16 protein-coding genes are annotated in these 20,162 nt (G+C 61.6%); 5 read left to right on the top strand and 11 right to left on the bottom strand.

Features of this window, described 5'->3' with window-relative positions; translation table 11 throughout:
• Positions 1-2: 2 nt before the first annotated feature.
• Genes AC07R0_RS02955 through AC07R0_RS02945 form a run of 3 tightly spaced genes read left to right on the top strand, consistent with a single transcriptional unit; the run spans position 3 to position 3,108 of the window.
• Positions 3-1,757, top strand: a complete 1,755-nt coding sequence (locus AC07R0_RS02955; RefSeq protein WP_495103736.1) for a hypothetical protein — start codon at positions 3-5, stop codon at positions 1,755-1,757.
• Between the two features lie 2 nt (positions 1,758-1,759).
• The gene (locus AC07R0_RS02950) at positions 1,760-2,704 is read left to right on the top strand and encodes a glycosyltransferase family 2 protein (RefSeq protein WP_495103735.1); all 945 of its coding nucleotides are present in this window, start codon (positions 1,760-1,762) and stop codon (positions 2,702-2,704) included.
• An 8-nt stretch (positions 2,705-2,712) separates the two neighbouring features.
• The gene (locus tag AC07R0_RS02945) at positions 2,713-3,108 is read left to right on the top strand and encodes a GtrA family protein (RefSeq protein ID WP_495103734.1); all 396 of its coding nucleotides are present in this window, start codon (positions 2,713-2,715) and stop codon (positions 3,106-3,108) included.
• Here the strand turns inward: AC07R0_RS02945 and AC07R0_RS02940 are convergent.
• From AC07R0_RS02940 to AC07R0_RS02890, 11 genes are all read right to left on the bottom strand, one after another.
• Positions 3,099-3,455 (bottom strand): hypothetical protein, encoded by a 357-nt coding sequence (locus tag AC07R0_RS02940; protein ID WP_495103733.1) that lies wholly within the window; start codon positions 3,453-3,455, stop codon positions 3,099-3,101. The two genes, AC07R0_RS02945 and AC07R0_RS02940, sit on opposite strands and share 10 nt — an antisense overlap.
• Before the next feature lie 80 nt (positions 3,456-3,535).
• Entirely contained in the window at positions 3,536-4,996 is a 1,461-nt protein-coding gene (gene xylB, locus AC07R0_RS02935; protein WP_495103732.1) for a xylulokinase, read from the bottom strand.
• Between the two features lie 145 nt (positions 4,997-5,141).
• Entirely contained in the window at positions 5,142-6,071 is a 930-nt protein-coding gene (locus AC07R0_RS02930) for an AraC family transcriptional regulator (protein ID WP_495103731.1), read from the bottom strand.
• 16 nt (positions 6,072-6,087) lie between these two features.
• Positions 6,088-6,879, bottom strand: a complete 792-nt coding sequence (locus AC07R0_RS02925; RefSeq protein ID WP_495103730.1) for an L-iditol 2-dehydrogenase — start codon at positions 6,877-6,879, stop codon at positions 6,088-6,090.
• On the bottom strand, positions 6,876-8,285 hold the full coding sequence (gene dalD, locus AC07R0_RS02920; protein ID WP_495103729.1) for a D-arabinitol 4-dehydrogenase: 1,410 nt from the start codon (positions 8,283-8,285) through the stop codon (positions 6,876-6,878). Before dalD ends, AC07R0_RS02925 begins: the two co-directional genes overlap by 4 nt.
• Positions 8,286-8,442: 157 nt before the next feature.
• Positions 8,443-9,486, bottom strand: a complete 1,044-nt coding sequence (locus tag AC07R0_RS02915; protein ID WP_495073998.1) for an ABC transporter ATP-binding protein — start codon at positions 9,484-9,486, stop codon at positions 8,443-8,445.
• Between the two features lie 10 nt (positions 9,487-9,496).
• Positions 9,497-10,309: a carbohydrate ABC transporter permease gene (locus AC07R0_RS02910; protein ID WP_495074221.1), complete on the bottom strand. Its 813-nt coding sequence runs from the start codon at positions 10,307-10,309 to the stop codon at positions 9,497-9,499.
• A 17-nt stretch (positions 10,310-10,326) separates the two neighbouring features.
• Entirely contained in the window at positions 10,327-11,184 is an 858-nt protein-coding gene (locus AC07R0_RS02905) for a carbohydrate ABC transporter permease (protein ID WP_495103728.1), read from the bottom strand.
• 112 nt (positions 11,185-11,296) lie between these two features.
• Positions 11,297-12,607 (bottom strand): ABC transporter substrate-binding protein, encoded by a 1,311-nt coding sequence (locus AC07R0_RS02900; RefSeq protein WP_495103727.1) that lies wholly within the window; start codon positions 12,605-12,607, stop codon positions 11,297-11,299.
• A gap of 592 nt (positions 12,608-13,199) precedes the next feature.
• Positions 13,200-14,225 carry a LacI family DNA-binding transcriptional regulator gene (locus tag AC07R0_RS02895; protein ID WP_495099046.1) on the bottom strand — a complete coding sequence of 342 codons (1,026 nt, stop codon included), beginning with the start codon at positions 14,223-14,225 and terminating at the stop codon, positions 13,200-13,202.
• Between the two features lie 132 nt (positions 14,226-14,357).
• Complete coding sequence (locus AC07R0_RS02890; protein WP_495103726.1) at positions 14,358-16,313, bottom strand: beta-galactosidase; 1,956 nt, start codon at positions 16,311-16,313, stop codon at positions 14,358-14,360.
• A gap of 340 nt (positions 16,314-16,653) precedes the next feature.
• Between AC07R0_RS02890 and AC07R0_RS02885 the strand changes: the two genes are divergently transcribed.
• Together AC07R0_RS02885 and AC07R0_RS02880 are read left to right on the top strand one after the other, a co-directional pair.
• Complete coding sequence (locus AC07R0_RS02885) at positions 16,654-19,041, top strand: beta-galactosidase (RefSeq protein ID WP_495103725.1); 2,388 nt, start codon at positions 16,654-16,656, stop codon at positions 19,039-19,041.
• Positions 19,029-20,153 carry an ABC transporter ATP-binding protein gene (locus AC07R0_RS02880; RefSeq protein ID WP_495103724.1) on the top strand — a complete coding sequence of 375 codons (1,125 nt, stop codon included), beginning with the start codon at positions 19,029-19,031 and terminating at the stop codon, positions 20,151-20,153. Before AC07R0_RS02885 ends, AC07R0_RS02880 begins: the two co-directional genes overlap by 13 nt.
• Positions 20,154-20,162 lie beyond the last annotated feature (9 nt).

Here is a 20,162-nt window from a genome sequence, read left to right as displayed (position 1 = left end):
CCATGGCAGAAAAGCTCATCTACATCAGCCAGCACTATGCTGTTTTGTGGCTATGCCTTGTGTCCTGCTGGGGGTTTGGCCAGACGCTGACACCCGAAAGCAAGCAGCCCGCAAGCTTGAACACACTGCTCGCACTGGCGATGGGAATGGGGGTAGTCATCTGCGGTTTGCAAGCCCTGGCGATTCTGGGGGCATTGAAGACCACCTGGATTCTGGCGCTGCTTGCACTGGGCTGGTTGGCTGCTGCAAAGCACTGGATGCGCAAAGCGCCACACCCAGTCAAGGACTGGCTCACGTGGTGGACAAGCTTGTCGCTGAACGCGCGCGGCAGCGTGATCCTGCTGGGACTTTTTTTCAGCAGTACGCTGTTGTTGCCCATGACGCCGCCCCTGGGTGGAGACGAAGCCATGTACCACCTACCGCATGCCCGGGCCTGGGCAGAGTCGGGTGCGCTGGATATCCACGGCTGGTTGCGCTATCCCTGGTTCCCATTCAATCTGGACCTGCCTTTTGCGGCTGCACTGTTGCTTTATGACGATGTTTTCGCCCATATGCTTGGCGCTCTGCCTGGATGGGTGTGCGCGGGGCTGGTGTTTCATATAGCACGGCGCTTCACCAATGTTCCAGCAGCATCCATTGCCACCATTCTTTGGCTGCAAACAGGCCGCGACCAATACGCCTTGGCTGGTGTGGACCTTGGTGCAGCATTATTCGTATTTGCGGCTTACGCTGCTTACCTGCAGGCCCAGGACACCGAGAAGAAGGCTGGCTGGCTGGCCGTGGCAGCGTTTCTCCTGGGGATTGCATGCGGCGGAAAATACCAGGCGCTGAGTTTTATTCCGCTGCTGGTACTCGGCGTATGGCAGACGGACAGAACACCGTCGACCTTGATCAAGGCTGCCGCAGCTCTGCTACTGCCCTGCGGCTACTGGTATGCACGCAACGCCCTGATGACCGGAGACCCCTTCCAGCCTATGGGGGGCAAGATTTTCGGCTTTACGGACTGGAACCTGGCCGACTACCAGGCCCAGTTTGCCGACCTGAAAATGCATGCCGGCTGGCCCCAATGGTATTTATGGAGCATTCTGCTCGTTCCACTTTTCCGGCCACTGCGCACGGCGCGGCATATCCCCACAGCGTTCGCCATCTGTGCCTATAGCATCGCATTCTGGCTAGCCACGTCGCACTATCCACGCTATCTGCTGCCGGCATACCCCCTCATGTGTATTTTGAGTGTTGCCGCTTGGTGGCAACTGGGGCAACTCGTTGCTGGAAAGATTCCGCCTTCAAGAGCGGCATCTGCACCACGGATCGGTAGATACGTGTGGACTATCGGAATCGCCATCTTGCTTCCTTTGCTGGCCATGGGTTGGAAAAAAGAGCTTGAGCGCGTAGCACCAACCCAAGCGAGTCGCGAAGCCTTGTTCAGCTCCACCATCGCCAGCTACGATGCGCTGTCATACGTCAACCAGAATTCGACCCAAAAGATCTACCAGATTGCTTTGGACGATGCGATCTACTTCTCCGCCAAACCGCTGTACGGTGACGGCTTCGGGCCGTGGCGATTTGCAGACTATGTAGCGTTGCCGCCCAAGGACTTCGCGGCCAAGCTCACAGCCAACGGATTTGACACTTTCATCATCCGCACCAGCCCCAACAGAGCCACCGAAGAACAAGCCGGCTTTGGCGATTATTTTTCCCCCGTTTTCTCGCGCAACGGAGTGACGGTCTACCACGTCCAATCGAAGCCACAATGAACATGGATATCTTCGCTACCCCGCTCTCCATCGCCGTCGTTATTCCTTGTTTCAACGAAGCTCTGGCAATTGGACAAGTTTTGCAAGAGTTCCAGCGCGAACTGCCCCAAGCAACGCTACATGTCTTCGACAACAACTCGACGGATGGCACGGCTGACGTTGCCGCAGCCCATGGCGCCGACGTGGTCCATGTACAACTACGTGGCAAAGGCAATGTGGTGCGCCGGATGTTTGCAGATGTAGAGGCCGACGTTTACATCATGGTCGATGGCGACGCGACCTACGATATTTCATCCGTACGCGAACACGTCGCGCTGCTGGTACAGAAAAAACTGGATATGGTGGTCGGGTGCCGCCAAGACAGCGGAGACAACCCCTTGACTTACCGTCCCGGACACCGATGGGGCAACCGTTTGCTGACGGGCTCCGTGAGCCGCATCTTCGGCGGCCAATTTACCGACATGCTGTCCGGTTACCGCATTTTTTCCAGACGCTACGTGAAATCTTTTCCGGCCATTGCCAAGGGCTTCGAGATCGAGACAGAGCTCACCGTACACGCACTGGGTCTGCGCATGCCGCATGCAGAGGTACCCACGATCTACCTGTCGCGCCCTGAGGGTTCGCACAGCAAGCTCTCCACCTACCGCGATGGCTGGCGTATCTTGAAAACCATTCTGAAGCTGTTCATCAGCGAGCGCCCCCTGGCCTTCTTTGCGTTGATCGCAGCGGTGTTGGCAACTTTCTCTATCGGCCTGGCCATTCCGCTGGCTATCACCTATATGCACACAGGCCTGGTACCTCGTCTGCCCACTGCAGTGCTGGTCACTGGAAGCATGCTGAGCGCCCTGCTGTCACTGGTCTGCGGTGCGGTGCTGGACACCGTGACACGGGGACGCCTGGAAACCAAGCACCTGGCCTACCTCAGCATTCCAGCCAGCCGCGGTTAACGGCCTCCATGAAACAATTGCCCCCCTTTCTGCGCTTTTGCGTGGTGGGCTTCATTGGCCTGGGGGTAGACCTGGCCGTACTGTATGCGCTGGCCTGGGCCATGGGCTGGTATGCGGCGCGGGTGTTGTCGTTTATCGCGGCGGCCACGGCCACTTGGTGGCTGAACCGGCGCTTTACCTTCCAGGCCGATGCCTCGGCATCCGTGTGGCAGCAGTACCTGCGCTACATGGTGTCGATGCTGGGGGGCGCGGTGCTGAACTACGCGGCCTATGTGGCGACCCTGCACTGGATCCAAATACCAGGCCAGGCGGCGCTGGGCGTCGCGCTGGGCAGCTGTGCGGGCTTGGTGTCCAACTATCTGTCGGCACGGCACCTGGTGTTCAAACAACGCCGTCAGTCTTGACGCTGCACCTCTAATGTGGAGTCGCAGCCTATGCCGGCGGCAATCCAGCGCCGGGCCCAGCGGCCCAGCAGGGGGGCCGCCCAGCGCATGCGTGGACCCAGCACATCGGCGGGCTGGCTGATGGCGCCGCACAGATAGCGCGCCTGCGCATCGTCCCAACGCAAGGCCGCGCAGGCACCTTTGCGCCGCCCCGACAGCAGAATGCCCAAAGGGCAAGGGGCCGACAGGCAGCACACACCACAGCCATTGCAGGCCGCACCTAGCGCCGGCTTGGCCGGTGCCCCGGGCTGGATGTGCAACACCTGCCATTCGGCAGTGGGGGCACGCGAATGCGAAGCTTGCGGCATGTGGGCAATTGCTATCTATTCAATAGCTATCTGCGCAGGTATTACCTGCGCTAGAGGCCTAAAATTCATATAAGCCTTTGTCAAGCTGGGAAGCTGCTGCGCAGGGTCTGGTACAGCGCCTGGAAGCGCGCGTACCGGGACACCGCCGCCTCGGTCTGCGCCACGGGCTCAAAGCGCTGGGCGACGGGCGGGCTGGGGCAAACATCGGCCTCGGTGCCGCCATCCGCCAGCCAGGCCAGGCGCGCTGCGCCCAGGGCGCCGCCAGTAGCGCCGCCTTCCTGCGTGACCAGGGAGACACCCAGGGTATTCGCCAGCTCTTGCGACCACCAGGCGCTGCGGGCGCCACCACCCACCACAGAAAGGGCATGCACCGGCTGGTCGGTGGCCAGCGTGCGCCAGCCGTCACACAGGCCAAAGTTCACGCCCTCGACCACGGAGTAAGCGAGTGCCGAGGCATCCACGCTGTGCGTCAAACCGAACAGTACGCCCTGGGCGTTCGGGTTGTTGTGGGGCGAACGCTCGCCCGACAGATAGGGCAAGAACAGCGGCGCCTGGGCCCGGGCCTCGGGCGACAGCTGTGCGGCTGCGGCCAGCAGCGCGGCTTCGTTCTCGAACTTGAGCAATTTGGTGGCCCAGGTCACGGCGCTGGCGGCCGACAGCATCACCGACATCTGGTGCCAGCGGTTTGGCAGCGCGTGGCAAAAGGCGTGCACGGCCTGCGCCGGGTTCGGGCGGAAACTGTCGGTCGCGAGGAACACCACACCCGAGGTACCCAGCGAGACAAAGCCCTGCCCCGGCGACACCACGCCCATGCCGACCGCGCTGGCCGCGTTGTCGCCGCCGCCCCCCGCCACTGGCAGGCCGGCGCGCAGGCCCCAGCGTTGGGCCAGGGCCGCAGACAAACCGGCAGACACCTCGCTACCCTCGACCACCCGGGGCATATGCGACTCGGACAGGCCACAGGCGTCCAGCAGCTTGGGCGACCAACGCCGCGCGCCCACGTCCAGCCACAGCGTGCCCGAGGCGTCGGAGCAATCGGTCACAGCCTCGCCGGTCAGCAGCAGGCGCAGATAGTCCTTGGGCAGCAACACGCGGGCGGTCTGGCGGTAGATATCGGGCTCGTGCTCACGCAGCCACCACAACTTGGGTGCGGTGAAACCGGGCATGGCCAGGTTGCCGGTGATCTGGCCGACGTCGGGCACGGCCCGGGTCAGGGCCTCACAGGCGGCACCGCTGCGGCCGTCGTTCCACAAAATCGCCGGGCGCAGCACCTTGTCCTGCGCATCCAGCAGCACGGCGCCATGCATCTGGCCGGACAGGCCGATGGCCCGCACGGCAGACAAGTCGGCCCGGTGGCCAGCGGCCAGTTGGTCCATCACCGACTCCAGCGCCAGCCACCAGCTGTGCGGGTCCTGCTCCGACCACAGGGGCTTGGGCTGCTGTACGGTGAGCTGCGCATGGGCTACGGCGACCACGCGGTGGTCGTCGGCCAACAGTAAAGCTTTGAGTTCAGAGGTGCCTAAATCGAGTCCAAGGTACATGGCATTGCCTTATGGATAGAAAGTACGGGGAAAGTAGGAATTGGGTGACCTGGCTGCTTGGGGCTTGGCGCACCGCCTTAGTTCTAAGGACAAACTAACTCTACCGCATATTCTTCCTGCGCAAGCAGCTATGTTTTATATAGCACTAGGGGTTTTTACCACCAAATCGGGCTTCGGCCTGGCGGCGAAATTCCTTCGGCGTCATACCCTTGATCTGCATGAAACGGCGGTTGAAATTGGCCACATTATTGAAGCCCACGTCGTAGCACACATTGTTGATGTAGCGGTCTGTCTCCATCAACAGCTGGCAGGCGCGGTTGATGCGCAGGCGGTTCACGAAGTCGGTGAAAGTATTGCCGGTAGCGCGGCGGAAATAGCGCGAGAACTGGCTCTCCGTCATATTGACGCGGGCCGACACCTCGGCCATGGTGAACTGCTCGGCGCTGTGTTCGGTCAGGAAGCTGACGATGCCGCTGATCTGCGCCAGCGAGGCGTCGTCGTCAAAGCTCTGCATCTGCACCGTAGACAGCAGCCGATAGTCGGTGCAGCGGGCCAGCTTGTCCAGCAGCATCAGAAACTCGCCAAAGCGCGCCAGGCCATGGCTGTGCTTGATGCGGACCAGGGCATCGCGCGCCATCTCGCTCATGTCGAAGAACTCGATGCCGTGGCGGGCCCGCTCCAGCAGGGGTAGCACGGCTTGCAGCTCACCCACCTCGCTGCCGATCTGGCGCAGTGGTACTTCGGAGAACTGCAGCACCATGTCGCGCAGATGGACGACCTCATCGGGGTCGTCGCCGGAAATCCAGTTGTGCGGCAGGCGCGGCCCGGTCAGCACCAGGTTGCCAGGTTCGAAGTGGCCGATGTAGTCGCCCACGAACAGCTTGCCCCGGGTCTGCACGATCAGGTGCAGCTCGCATTCCTCGTGCTGGTGCCAACGCACCAGCGGCGTGGGTATGCCGTGCTCCAGATAGCGCAGGCTGCTGTGGCTTTCATGCGGCTCGTAACCCAGGGTCGGGTCGCGACCCATGTCATGCTCCAGCTCCGGTTCGCGGGCGCGTTGGCGCAGGCTGACCATGCTTATCTCCTTTGACTTAGCTCATCACATTACCACCGTCCACGTTGAGCGTCTGGGCGGTAATGTAAGAAGCCTCGGGGCTGGCGAGGAAAACCGCGGCCCGGGCCACGTCTTCGGGTGCGCCCATGTAGCCCAGCGGCACGGCCAGGCCGACGGCCTTTTTCTTCTCGCCGATCTGCAGGCCTTCGGCCTTGGCGAACTGGGCGTCCACGTCTTTCCACATCGGGGTGTCGATCACGCCCGGCGAGATGCCGTTGACGCGGATGCCGTGCGGTGCCATGGCCAGTGCAGCCGACTGGGTGTAGCTAATGACCGCGGCCTTGCTGGCGCAGTAGTGGGCGACCAGCGCCTCGCCGCGGCGTCCGGCCTGCGATGCGAGATTGGTAACGCTGCCCTTGCAGCCATCGGCCACCATCTGCTTGAGCACGGCCTGCATCACGAAGAACATGCCTTTGACGTTCACATTGAAGATCACCTCGTATTGCTTCTCGGTGATCTCCAGAATATCGCCCAGGCTGAACACGGCAGCGTTGTTCAGCAGCGTGGTGATGGTGCCAAACTTGGCCCGGGCAGCGGCCACCATGGCGTCTATGCTGTCCTGGCGCGACACGTCGGCGCTCAGGTACTGAAATTGATCGGGGTACTGCGCCTGCAGGGCTTGCAGGGCGGCCGAGGGCGTGGCAGCCAGATCGACGGCGGTGCAATGCGCGCCTTCGCGCAAGAAGGCGGTGGTCGCAGCCAGGCCAATACCGCCGGCGGTGCCGGTCAGCAAAGCATGTTGTCCAGCCAGACGTTGGAGGGTGCTCATTTTTCGTCCTTGGTGAATTGCTTGACTTGGGTCGCGGCGTTATGCAGGGCAGCGACCAGGCGCGGATCACCGGCCAGCTCGCCCCAGAAGGGGACGTTACCCGCCAGTGCGAGGACCGGGTCAGCCGCCTCGCACATGGCGTGCGCCACGGCCGGGTCCATGGCCTGGTCCTGGTAAACATAAGACAGCTCGCCACGGTGCCAGCGCTGCAAAAAGGCCAAGAACAGCGCCGGTAGCACGGCCACGGCGTCGATCGTGGCGCCACGCACCAGGCACTCGCGCACGGTGGGGGCGATGAAGCCGGGAATCTTGGAGAAGCCGTCGGCCGCCACGCGCTGGTTGGTGTCCAGAATGGCGGCGTTGCCAAAACGGTCCAGCACGGTATCGCGGTAGGCCGCCAGGTCCAGCGGGCTGGGGTGTGCTGGGGTGTCCAGACAGGGCATGACGTCGGTGGTCACGTAGTCATAGGCCATCTTGCGGATACGCGGGTCATGCGTACCTTCATGGATGTACTGGTAGCCGGCCAGCGTGCCCGCCCAGGCAATGCAGCTGTGGGTGGCGTTCAACAGGCGGATCTTGGCCTCTTCAAACGACGCCACGGACGCCACCATCTGCACGCCCACCGTTTCCCAAGCGGGGCGTCCGTTGGCGAAATTGTCTTCAATCACCCACTGGATGAACGATTCACCCATGATGGGCGCGGCATCGTCCCAACCAGTGGCGGCAAACACGCGCGGGCGCAGCTCGGGCGCCGGACGCGGCGTGATGCGGTCCACCATCGCATTCGGGCAGGTGGTGTTGGCCTGTACCCAGGCGTGCAAAGCGCTGTCGCCCACCAGTTGGATGAACGACAGCAAGCCCTTGCGTACCCGGTCGCCGTTATGGCGCAGGTTGTCGCAGTTCAGCAGGGTCACGGCACCGCTGCCACGGCGCATGCGCTCGCGCAAGATGGCGGTCAGCGCGGCATAAATGCTGCCGCCGGGTTGACCCGCTTTGGCGCGCTGCAGATCGGCAGCCAGGTCGGCCACGCTGAGGTCCAGCGCGTCATGCGCATCCAGGTAGTAACCCGCCTCGGTGACGGTAAAGGAAATGATGCGGGTGCTGGCCGTGGCCCCTACGTCGATCAGGCCCGCCAGGCTGGGCTCGTAGGGCAGGATGCGGCGTATGGATTCGATGCGCTCGTAGCTGCGTTCGTCGGCCGGGGTCACGGTCTCCAGCGTATAGGCTCCACCTTGGGCTGCCAGCGCGGCCATGGTCTCCAGCATGTCGGGGCGGGTATTGCCACCGGCCAGCGACCAACGCGTGTCACCGGAGGCCCGCAGGCGGTGCATATACAAAGCCTGGTGGGCACGGTGGAACGAGCCCACGCCCAGGTGCAGCATCACATAGTTTTCGGTAGAAGACATCACATTTCCAATTCAGTTGTCCAAACCACGCCATGCGTCTTGCCGTGAATACGGTGGACGCAACCGTTTCCAGGGAACCCGTGGAACCGGCTTTGCCGGGCCACTGGGTTCGCCCCCTTGAGGGGGAAGCGCCGCAGGCGCATCGGGGGGGAACCTGTCATGCCAGAGCGACCATGCGGCCGGCCTTGTCGAAGCAATGCAAGGTGTTCAGGTCGAACTCCAAGGACACGGGGTCGCCAATATGCAAGCTGGTGCGTTCGGCCTGGCGCGAGATCATGGGCGTGCCCATAACGTCCACGTGGATCAGCGTGTCGGCACCCAGGGCTTCGATCAGTTCCACCTTGCCCGGTACACCGGCGCTCCCCACGGGCAGCACCCGCACACCCTCGGGCCGCACGCCAATCAGGCCGTCTACCGGTACCCGGCCCGCGGCCTGCCCGGCCAGCGCGCCAAACTGCGACAGCTGCGCGGCTTTAACGATGTTCATCGAAGGCATGCCGATGAACTGCGCCACAAACTGGTTGGCCGGCTTGTCGTACAGCTCCAGCGGGGCACCTACCTGTTCGATAGCGCCGTCGCGCAGCACCACCACACGGTCGGCCAGGGTCATGGCCTCGACCTGGTCGTGGGTCACGTAGATGGTGGTCACGCCCAGGGCGCGGTGCAGCTTGTGGATCTCGACCCGGGTCTGGCCACGCAGGGCCGCATCCAGGTTGGACAGGGGTTCGTCGAACAAGAATATCTTGGGTGCACGCACGATGGCGCGGCCAATCGCGACGCGCTGGCGCTGGCCACCGGACAGCTCCTTGGGTGTGCGCTTCAAATACGGCGTGAGGTTCAGCTTCTCGGCCGCGCTCTCCACTTTCTGTTTGATTTCGGCAGCCGGCACCTTGGCGAGCTTCAGCGCGAACGACATGTTGTCGTACACCGTCATGTGCGGGTACAGCGCATAGCTTTGGAACACCATGGCCAGATCACGCTGTGACGATGGCAGGTGGGTGATGTCCCGACCGTCCACATGCAGCGAACCACCGTCTATGCTTTCCAGCCCGGCAATCATACGCAGCAGGGTGGACTTGCCACAACCGGAGGGGCCGACGAAAACAATGAACTCGTTCTTGTTGATATCGAGATCAATACCCTTGATGGCGCGGTGGTCGGCGAAGAATTTTTCAACGCCTCGGAGTTGTAAAAATGACATGGTGGTTCCTTTACTTGACGGCGCCGAAGGTCAAACCTTGGACGAGTTGCTTCTGGCTGAACCAGCCGAACACGATGATGGGGGCGATGGCCATCAGCGACGCTGCGGACAGCTTGGCCCAGAACAAGCCCTCAGGGCTGGAGTACGAGGCGATCAGCGAAGCCAGCGTGCCCGCATTGGCAGAAGTCAGATTCAAAGCCCAGAAGGCCTCGTTCCATGACAGCACCAGGCACAGCAGACCGGTGGAGGCGATGCCTCCCATGCACAGAGGCAGGATCACCCAACGGAACTCTTCCCACACCGTGGCGCCGTCCAGGCGCACGGCCTCCAGAATGTCCTTGGGCACTTCCTTGAAAGCGCTGTACAGCATCCACACCATGATGGGCAGGTTCGACAGCGTGAACACAATGACCAGCGCGGTCAGCGAATCCAGCATGCCCACGGTCTGTGCCATCACATACACCGGCACCAACGCTCCCACGGCGGGCATCATCTTGGTGGACAGCATCCACAGCAGAATGTCGCGGGTCTTCCTGGTCGGGAAGAAGGCCATTGAGTAGGCCGCCGGCACGGCAATCAGAATGCCCAGAATGGTGGAGCCCAGGCTGGTGATCAGCGAGTTCTTGGCGAACAGCAGGTAGTCGCTGCGCACCTGGACTTCGACAAAGCTGGCGAGTGTGGGCGAGAAGAACAGTTGCGAGGCAATCGCCTGGCCTTCGGTCTTGAATGCCGTCAGCGTGAGCCAGAACAACGGGAAGAACAGAAACAGCGCTACGCCCCAGGCACACACGGTGCGGACGATGGGAAAGGGTTTGGTTTTCATCATGGTCGTGCTCCCGTTCAGTCCAGGTTCTTGCCAACCATGCGCACCAGAAATACGGATGCGATGTTGGCCAGAATCACCGCAAACAGTGCGCCTGCCGAGGCTACGCCCACATCGAAGTTCATCAGTGCCTGTTTGAAAATCAGGAAAGCCAGGTTGGTGCTGTCGTTACCCGGTCCGCCGCCGGTGGTGGTGAAAATTTCAGCGAACACACTCAGCAGGAAAATCATCTCGATCATGATCACCACTGCAATCGAGCGCCCCATATGGGGTAGCACCAGGTAGTAAAACTTGTCAAAGGCGTTGGCACCGTCCATGCCCGCGGCGTCCATCTGCTCGCGGTCCAGTGACTGCAGCGAGGTGATGAAAATCAGGCAGGCAAACGGCAGCCACTGCCAGGACAGCATGATGATCACCGACAGCAACGGGAAGTCAGTCATCCAGTCAATCGGCGTGCCACCAAAGAACTGCCACACGTGGGCCAGCACACCGTAAATCGGGTTCATCATCATGTGCTTCCACAGCAAGGCATTCACCGTGGGCATAACGAAGAAGGGCGAGATCAGCAGCACCCGCACAATGCCCTGGCCAGGAAACGGCTCGTTCACCAGCAAGGCCAGACCTACGCCCAAAACCACGGTGATGACAATCACGGAGCTCAGCAGCTGCAGGGTATGCATCACCGAAGGCCAGAAGTCGGGGTCGGTGATGAAGTAGGAAAAGTTCTCCAGCCCCACAAAACCGGTCTCGCCGGGCTGCATCAGGTTGTAGTGGATGACGGAGAAATACAGCGTCATCACCAGTGGAACAATCATCCACAAAAACAGCGTGACGATGCTGGGCGCCATCAACGCACGGGGAATAAATCGGTTCATGGTGTTGCTTTCAAAAGCGGAAATAGGCCATGAAATCCCCATCCCTCAGGCGCAGTGGCGCAAGCGCCCTCTTCCGCGCGCGGAAGAGGGCTGGGGCGGGGGGCGATGGAGCCTACTTCTTGTAGTAGCCGCCCTTGGTCATTTCACGTTCAGCAGCGGTTTGCGACGTCTTCAGTGCGGCGTCTACCGTGACCTTGCCAGACAAGGCAGAGCTCATTTGCTGGCCGACAGCAATACCGATGGCCTGGAACTCAGGAATCGCAGCGTATTGCACGCCCACGTACGGCGACTTGGGCAAGGTGCTGTCGTTGGGGTTGGCGCTGTTGATGGCCTTCAGCTCTTCGATCGCAAACTTGGCCACCTTTTGGAACTCAGGATTGGCGTAGGTGGATTTGCGGGTGCCGGTAGGCACGGCGTTCCAGCCTTCTTCCTTGGCCACCAGGTTCACGTAGTCCTTGGAAGTTGCCCAAGTAATGAACTTCTGCGCAGCGTCCGTCTTCTTGGAAGAAGCAGGGATCGCCAGGTTCCAGGACCACAGCCAGTTGGCGCCCTTGGCGGTCACGGCGGTGGGGGCCTGGGTGAATGCCATCTTGTCGGCGACCTTCGATTGCTTGGGGTCGCTGACGAAAGAAGCTGCGATCGTCGCGTCGATCCACACACCGCACTTGCCTTCGTTCATCAAAGCCAGGTTTTCGTTGAAGCTGTTGGCGGAAGCACCGGGAGGGCCATACTTCTTCATCAGGTCCACGTACTGGCTGATCGCGTCATGCCAAGGCTTGGTGTCGATCTGTGGCTTCCACGACATGTCGAACCACTGGCCGCCATAGGTGTTGACCATGGTGCTCAAGAAAGCCATGTTATCGCCCCAGCCCGGCTTGCCGCGCAGGCACAAGCCGTACACGCCCTTGGCTGGATCGTGGATCTTGGAGACGATGTTGGCCATCTCGGTCCAGGTAGGATTGGCAGGCATGGTCAGGCCGGCGGCCTTGACCAGATCCGCCCGGTACATGGTCATCGAGCTTTCGCCGTAGAACGGCGCGGCATACAGCTTGCCGTCCAGTGTCAGGCCGTTACGGATGGCGGGCAGCATGTCGTCCACGTCATAGGCCGCATCGGTAACGATCGGTGCCAGCCAGCCTTTCTTGGACCAGATGGGTGCTTCGTACATGCCGATGGTCATCACGTCAAACTGGCCGCCCTTGGTGGCGATGTCGGTGGTGACGCGCTGGCGCAGCACGCCTTCTTCCAGCGTCACCCACTTTACCTTGATGTCTGGATTGGCGGCTTCGAAGTTCTTTGTGAGCTTTTGCATGGTGATCATGTGGCCGTTGTTCACGGTCGCAATCACCAGTTCGGTTGCAGCGTATGCGCCGACGGATCCCAGCATCGCGACAACGGCGGCTGCGCAAATTTTCATTTTCATGGAGTGTCTCCTGAGGTTTTTGGACTAATCCCGCTAGCGCATTGATTGCACTGGATCGGTGCCGTGATCGTAGGAGTTAGCCCATGCCGCCAGCGATACCCAAAAGGAGACTTGTTGTACTTTGTTGCGGAACAAGGCTAGTAAAAACCCTTATTACCCAACTAAAAGTATCTGAATTTGATGCCTGCTCGGAGCCCTATACTTCGCCGCACTCAGCCTCGCGCAGGCATATTTGACGGCAAGCCATCAAGACCCGTCCGATAAACTAACAGAAAAGGCGCCGGCACCGGCAAGCCGCTGCCGGCATTCAACCGCAGTACCTCGACTCAAGAACGCATACCCAGTGACCACCGGTTTGAAGATTTTTCTCGCCCGCACGGGCATTTCCAAACCCCGGACCTGGGGAGATGCCGCCCTCTTATCTGCCTTCATGTGGCACCAGGCAGGCATTTATTTTTTGCTGAACATGGCAGAGGACCCGGCCTGGCTGGCCTGGGCCTTCTGCTGACGAGATATCAAGCCTAGGCAAACGACGCGTCTTTGTACGTACCTATACGCAGCCTGTGCTATCTATCGTTGATCCGCGCCGTATTTATCGAAGCACCGGCGCCCGCCCCGTAGAAGCGCGTACCACCAAACGGGGCGCGGAGGTGATCTTCATCTGGGGCGCGGTGCCGCTTTGCTGGTGAATGACATCCATCAAAATCGACACCGCCAGTTCTGCGGCCTCTCCAATCGGCACGGCGACCGTGGTGAGCGCCGGGCGCATCTGGTGCGCCAGCTGGATATCGGTGATGCCAATGACCGACAAGTCCGTGGGCACCTGCAGCCCCAGATCGGCGGCGGCTTGCAGCACGCCAATCGCAGGCAGGTCGTTGGAGGTAAAGATGGCGCTGAGGTTGGGCACACCTGCCAACAAGGCATGGGCCGCACTACGCCCGGCATCGATACTGTCACGGCCAAAGCGTGCTGACTCTGGACCATGCGGCACGCCTGCGCGCTCCAGGGCATCACAAAACCCCCGGTAACGCCAGATGTGGTTGCCGCTGGGCTCGCTACCCACCACCGCGCCAATCCGCTGGTGGCCCAGTTTGAGCAAATGCTCGGCAGCAATGGCGCCTGCCTGGTAGAAGTCCACGGCCAGGCAAGGAAGGTCCGGCGGCTCGCTCGGGCGCTCCCACATACATAGCACTACAGGCACGCCCCGCTTGCGCAAAGCCCGCAATTCATCCAACTGTACAAAGTCGGCATTCATCACCATCACGCCGTGGGCCAAGGAGCCGCCCACGGCATCCAGGTAGGCGACTTCCTGCGCGGGATCGTCGTTGGTATTGCACACAAGCAAAAAGTAGCCCAGCTTACGCACGGCCTTTTCCACCTCCAGCGCAAACTCCGGATAGAACGGGTTGGCAATGCTGGAGACGATGAGCGCAATCGTCAGTGGCCGCCCTTCCACCAAAGCCCGCGCCGTCAGGTTCGGGCGGTAGCCCAGCTCCTGCACTGCAGCCAGCACCCGCTGGCGGGTTTTTTCGCCCACCTTGCCACGAGCACGGAGTACGTTGGAAACAGTAGCGGCCGTAACACCGGCTTTCAGGGCAACTTCAGCAAGCGTGGTCATAGGCAGCAAAAAATCAACAAGGTAGCCATTGCGCGCAGGTTGTGGGGTGGAGGGGGAAGGCTGGTCTGATCAGCCCCCACTGTACCGTGGCTGGACTGCAGGACCGGGGCTTCCGGCACGCCAGTACGCGGCTCAACCAGCACAACGCCAAGCTGCCACACCCGCAGGCGCCAATTGGGCAGATCCCAGAATGAACTCAGCATCCGGCGGAGCCGGCACCTGAACCTCACCGGGCCCGTAGTGGACGGCAAACTGCACATCGCCTCGGCGCCGCAACCGCAAACCCTGTGGCACAGCCTGTGGATGCAAGCCTGCATCCTCCGTGGCTTGGCGCAGCAGGCTCTGCAGCGACGGCGCATCCATCCAGCCCGCGAGATAACGCATGCGCTCCAGGCGCAGCACCGCAGGGTTTCCGTCGCTGAATGCGGCATCTACCTGCACCCCGTCGCCTGGCTCCACCAGATCGCGCCAGCGCGTGCAGTAGCCCTGGACCGCGCCATTGCCCAGAACGGCCTCTTGCACCCCTGGACGCAACGCATCGACACGCCATACCCGCAGCGGGAACAGACGGCTCAGTGGCCCGGGTGGCAGCGTAGCAGGTATCGCAAAGTCGCCAGTTTTACTGCCCGTGCGCGGGCCAAAAACAATGTGTGCAGAACAGTCTTGCAAGCGCCGCACCAGCGCGTCGTCCACCACCGCCAGGCAGGGAATCACCACCAGGGCATAGCCCGTCAGCGGGGCCGACGCCGGCAGGATGTCCACATCCAACCCCAACTGGCGCAGCCCGCTGTAGTAGGCGAACACCAGGGCCTGGTAATCAAAATCCGCTCCTTGTGGCTGGATGCCGAAGACCCATTGCGAGCTGTAATCCACGATGAGGGCCACGCGGGCCTGTTGCATCGCCGAGTGCGGCATCTGGATCAGCTCCCGAGCGATCTGCGCGGCCTCTTCACCGCCCATATCCAGCCGGTTGTCTGGCGTGTTCAGGCCGGAATGCATTTGCTCTTGCGCATAGGGCACTTGCCGCCAACGGAAGTAAGACACAAGCTCTGCGCCATGGGCAAAAGCCTCCCAGGTCCAGGCGCGCACCATGCCGGGCAAAGGGGCGGGATTCCACTGCGCCCAGTTCACCGGACCAGCCTGTTGCTCCATGACCCACCAGCGCCCACGGCACATGCCGCGCATCAGGTCATGGTGGAAAGCGGGAATGTCCGGGTGCCCGGTTCGCGCCCATAGCACGCGCTCATCATCGGGGATGAAGCGCGTGCTGTCCGTCAAGCCCAGCGGGTAGCTATCCCAGCTGGCAATGTCCAGATCAGCGGCAACTTCATGGTGCTCAAAGTCGGCATAGAAACCCATGAAGTTGTGCAACACATCACGTCCTGGCGCATGCTGACGCAGCAAGTCCACCTGCATGCGGTTGTAGCGACGCACGGTGTCAGAGGCATAGCGGCGGAAATCCAGCGCATGGATGGGGTTGACCTGCGCGGGCAGCCCCACCGGAAGCACCACATCTTCAAACCGGTGGACCTCCATGCTCCAAAACACATTGCCCCAGGTTTGGTTCAATGCGGCCACAGAGCCATAGCGCTCCGCCAGCCATAGCTGGAAGCCCTGCAACGCAGCAGGCGAGTAAGACAGCACGGTGTCATGGCAACCGTATTCATTGTCAACCTGCCAGGCGACCACCGCAGGATGCCGACCATAGCGTGCAGCCATGGCCACCACGATGGTGCGACTCGCTTCAAAGTAGACGGGACTGGAAAAGTCGTAGTGGCGGCGCGACCCAAAGCCTTTGACCCGCCCCGCCGCGTCCACGGGCAGTATCTCGGGGTGGTGGGCGACCAGCCAGTGCGGCGGCGCTGCAGTGGGCGTACCCAGCACCAGCTTCAGCCCGGCATCGGCCAGCGTTTGGATAGCCCGATCCAGCCAAGTCCAGTCGTATTGGCCTGGCGCCGGTTCCATGCGGCTCCAGGCAAATTCGGCAATACGCACCACTTGGATGCCCAGTCGAACCATGTCCGCAGCATCCGTGGCCCATTGGGATTCCGGCCATTGCTCAGGGTAATAACACACGCCCAGCTTCATTGAAATTGTCTCCTTGCACAGGGTTGTTTGGTGATTTTTGCCATTCATTTTTACAAAAAATTAATCGATTAACCATAGATTTCTAAAAGTCACAAAAAGTTCGCCCATCGAATAATAGGGATTTCCCCAGTGATAAAAGTGTAAAGCTGCGTGATCCCCTAGGGATTTCACTGATTACACCGATCGCATCGTGCCATGAGAATTCATTTAAGTTAAACGCTTAATCTAATTTCATGTGCCACTTTGACAGCTGCTTTTGTTTTGCCCCTGCTTCCATCCAGCAGGTGTTTTTTGGACGTGCCATGCTGCCGCGCAAGGGCCTGTGATGCAGGAAACCGCTGTGACCGTTCGCCTGCCATCCACGCCTGCCGCCGTGGAGCGCGACTACCTCCACCTGGGGCAGTACCCGTGCACGGGCCGCTCCTTGCAGATCAATAGCAGCTACCTGGAACGCGATGGCCAGGCCTGGCTGCCCATCATGGGCGAGTTCCACTTCTCGCGTTATCCCGAATCGGAGTGGGAAGAAGAGTTGCGGAAGATGCGCGCTGGCGGCATTGACATCGTTGCCAGCTACGTCTTCTGGAACCACCATGAAGAAGTGGAAGGCAGCTTCAACTGGGCCGGCCAACGCAATCTGCGCCGCTTTGTAGAGCTGGTCAAACAGGTCGGCTTGGACTTCTATCTGCGCCCCGGCCCCTGGGTTCATGCCGAATCGCGCAACGGTGGCTTTCCGGACTGGCTACAACACGGCGGAGCACTGCGCTGCAATGACGCGCTCTACCTGCGACGCGTAGCCGGCTTCTACGACCAGATCGGCGCGCAACTGCGTGGACTGATGTGGTGCGATGGCGGCCCGGTGATCGGCGTGCAACTGGAAAACGAATACGACCGCATCGGGCCAGGCTGTGGCGCGGAGCACATTTCAGAACTCAAACGCCTGGCGATTGCGGCTGGCTTGACCGTGCCCCTGTACACCGTAACGGGCTGGCCCACGCTGGACATTCCGCCACAAGAGGTCGTGCCTGTGTCCGGCGCGTATGCCGACGGTTTCTGGAGCGGCTCCAGCGAGGCACTGCCCGCCTCCGGCGTATTTCTGTTCAACACCAGCCGCAGCATCGGCGAAATGGGCAATGTGGGAGGTACCCCTGCCACGGCCTTGATCGACAAGCAGCATTACCCCTTTTTCCTGGCCGAAGCCGGCGGCGGCATGCATGTGTCCTACCACCGTCGCCCCGCGGTCAGCACCGACGACGTGGTCGCCACGGCTCTGGTACAGATTGGCTCCGGAGCCAATCTGTATGGCTACTACATGTACCACGGCGGCACCAACCCGCACAGCGCACACGGACGCCTGAACGAAACGCAGGACACCGGCTACCCGAACGATGTACCCGTACTCGGCTATGACTTCCGCGCGCCGCTAGGCCAGTACGGCCAAAGCCGGGCCTCGTACGGTCGTCTGCGTGCCTTGCATTCCTTTACGGCCGCATTCGGCGCCATGCTGGCCCCAATGGAAGCCGTGGTGCCGACAGATGCACCCGTGGACCCCGCAGACCGCATGCATTTGCGCGTTGCTGCCCGGGGCGCTGGACGCACAGGCTTCGTGTTTGTCAACAACCATGTGCGCCACCACCCCATGCCAGCGTTCAACGCGGTGCAGCTGCAGGTTACGTGCGCGGACACCATGGTGCAGTTCCCCCAGGTACAGGTGCCGAGCGGCGCCAGCTTCATCTGGCCCGTGGGCCTGGGGATAGGCAGTGCCGTATTGCACTACGCCACGGCGCAGCCACTAACACGCTTGCAAGAAGATGGCAGCCACACCTTGGTGCTGTTCAGCCACCCGGATATTCCAGCGGAGCTATGCTTCGACCGCCTTAGCGTGCAGCATGTAGAAGCCCCGGCCACTTGGCTGTCGCAGACCGCCGATACCTGGGTGGTGCGGCCACCCGCCTCCACGGCCCCCCAATGGATCAAGCTGGTAGATGCGGACGGTGTGCGCCATCGCGTACTTTTGTTATCTCGCACCCTGGCCGACCAATGCCAACGCCTGTGCTTGCTGGGTCGCGAACGCCTGGTACTGTGTCCACACAGCCTGTATGTGCAAGAAGACGCACTGGTGTTCTCATTGCCGCAAACGGCCACCGCCCACGTCAGCGTCTATCCCGCCAATGACCTGGGCGCAACGGCAAGCGATGGCTTCGTGGACTTCGTAGGCAGCGAGCCCTTACGCCAGGTTTACAGCGCACAGGCCGAGCTGCTGCATCTCAACCCCCACCCGCCCACCGTGCGCATGGGACCTCACATCTCTTGGCGGCAAGGCCCTGTGCCCCTGGTGCCAGACGATGCCGAGTTCGCAGAGGCCAGCCAATGGCGCTTGCACCTGGATGCCCAACTGCCCACAACGTCGGGTCGCGTCCTGCTGACCCTGGACTACGTGGGCGATGCCGCCCGGCTGTACGCCGACGGCGAACTGGTGGACGACCATTTCAACGATGGCGAGCCCTGGTCCATCGGACTGGACCGTTTTGTGCAGAACGGCCGTTGGCCTGCACTGACTTTGCGTGTGATTGCGGCCAACCGCGCACTGCCCATCTTTATGGAGGACTCTGCCTGGCAACGTCTGGCCGATAGCCCGGACAACGTGGCCCTACAACGCATACAGCTGGCCTGCATGCACACGGCACGGCTGGCATTCACCGCAACAGGGAGTTCCACATGGCTGGCGTAAGTCTGCGCGGCATTACCAAGGCATTCGAAGGCGCCGCACCGGTGGTACGTAATGTGTCCCTGGAGATTGCCGATGGCGAATTCTGCGTTTTCGTCGGCCCCAGCGGCTGCGGCAAATCCACACTGCTGCGCATGGTCGCCGGCCTGGAGGAAGTCGGCAGTGGCGAGCTGCACATCGGCGGGCAGCGTGTCAACGAGCTGGCACCGTCCGAGCGCAACATCGCCATGGTGTTCCAGAACTATGCGCTGTACCCACACATGGACGTGGCCAGCAATATCGCCTTCGGCATGCGCCTGGCCGGTTATCCCAAGGGTGAGATACAGGCCCGCGTGCAGCGCATCGCGGAAGTCCTGCAAATAGAGCCTCTACTGCAGCGTCTTCCACGTGCCCTGTCCGGCGGCCAGCGCCAGCGCGTCGCCATCGGCCGGGCCTTGGTACGCGACCCCGGTGTATTCCTGTTCGACGAGCCGCTGTCCAACCTGGACGCCGCGCTGCGCACCCAGATGCGGGTAGAAATTGCAAAGCTGCACCGCGCCTATGGCAAGGCCAGCACCATTTACGTCACGCACGACCAGGTAGAGGCCATGACCCTGGCCGACAAGATCGTGCTGCTGCACAGCGGCGAAGCCACCGCCCGTTATGGCAGCGTGGCCCAGGTTGGCGCGCCGCTGGAGCTGTATGCACGGCCCAAGAATCTGTTCGTGGCCAGCTTCATCGGCTCGCCCAAGATGAACTTCATCAGCGCGGTGGTGGACGAGATCACCCCGGATGGCGTGCAGGTCCGCACCGCAGACGGTCGCTTGTTGAAAGCCGCTGTAGGGGCAGGCGCCCTGCAGCCGGGCGCAGCCGTGACCCTGGGCGTGCGCAGCGAACACCTGCAGCTGCAAAGCGGCCCCGGCCACAACACCCTGCCCTGCCGCGTGCAATGGGTGGAGCGCCTGGGCGACATGACCTATGCCTACCTGGAAAGCCCGCAGCAAGCCCCGCTGACCGTTCGACTGGAAGGCGACAGCGCCGTCGTGGTGGGTGATGCGGTGCACCTACGGGTGCCCACCATCGGTTGCCACCTATTTGACGCGGATGGCATGGCGCTGCCCGCACGCACTGCATAAACAAAACCC

The organism is Rhodoferax sp. GW821-FHT07F03 (assembly GCF_059418745.1).
Note: the sequence above shows the minus strand (reverse complement) of the source record. Positions and strands in the feature narration are given on the sequence as shown.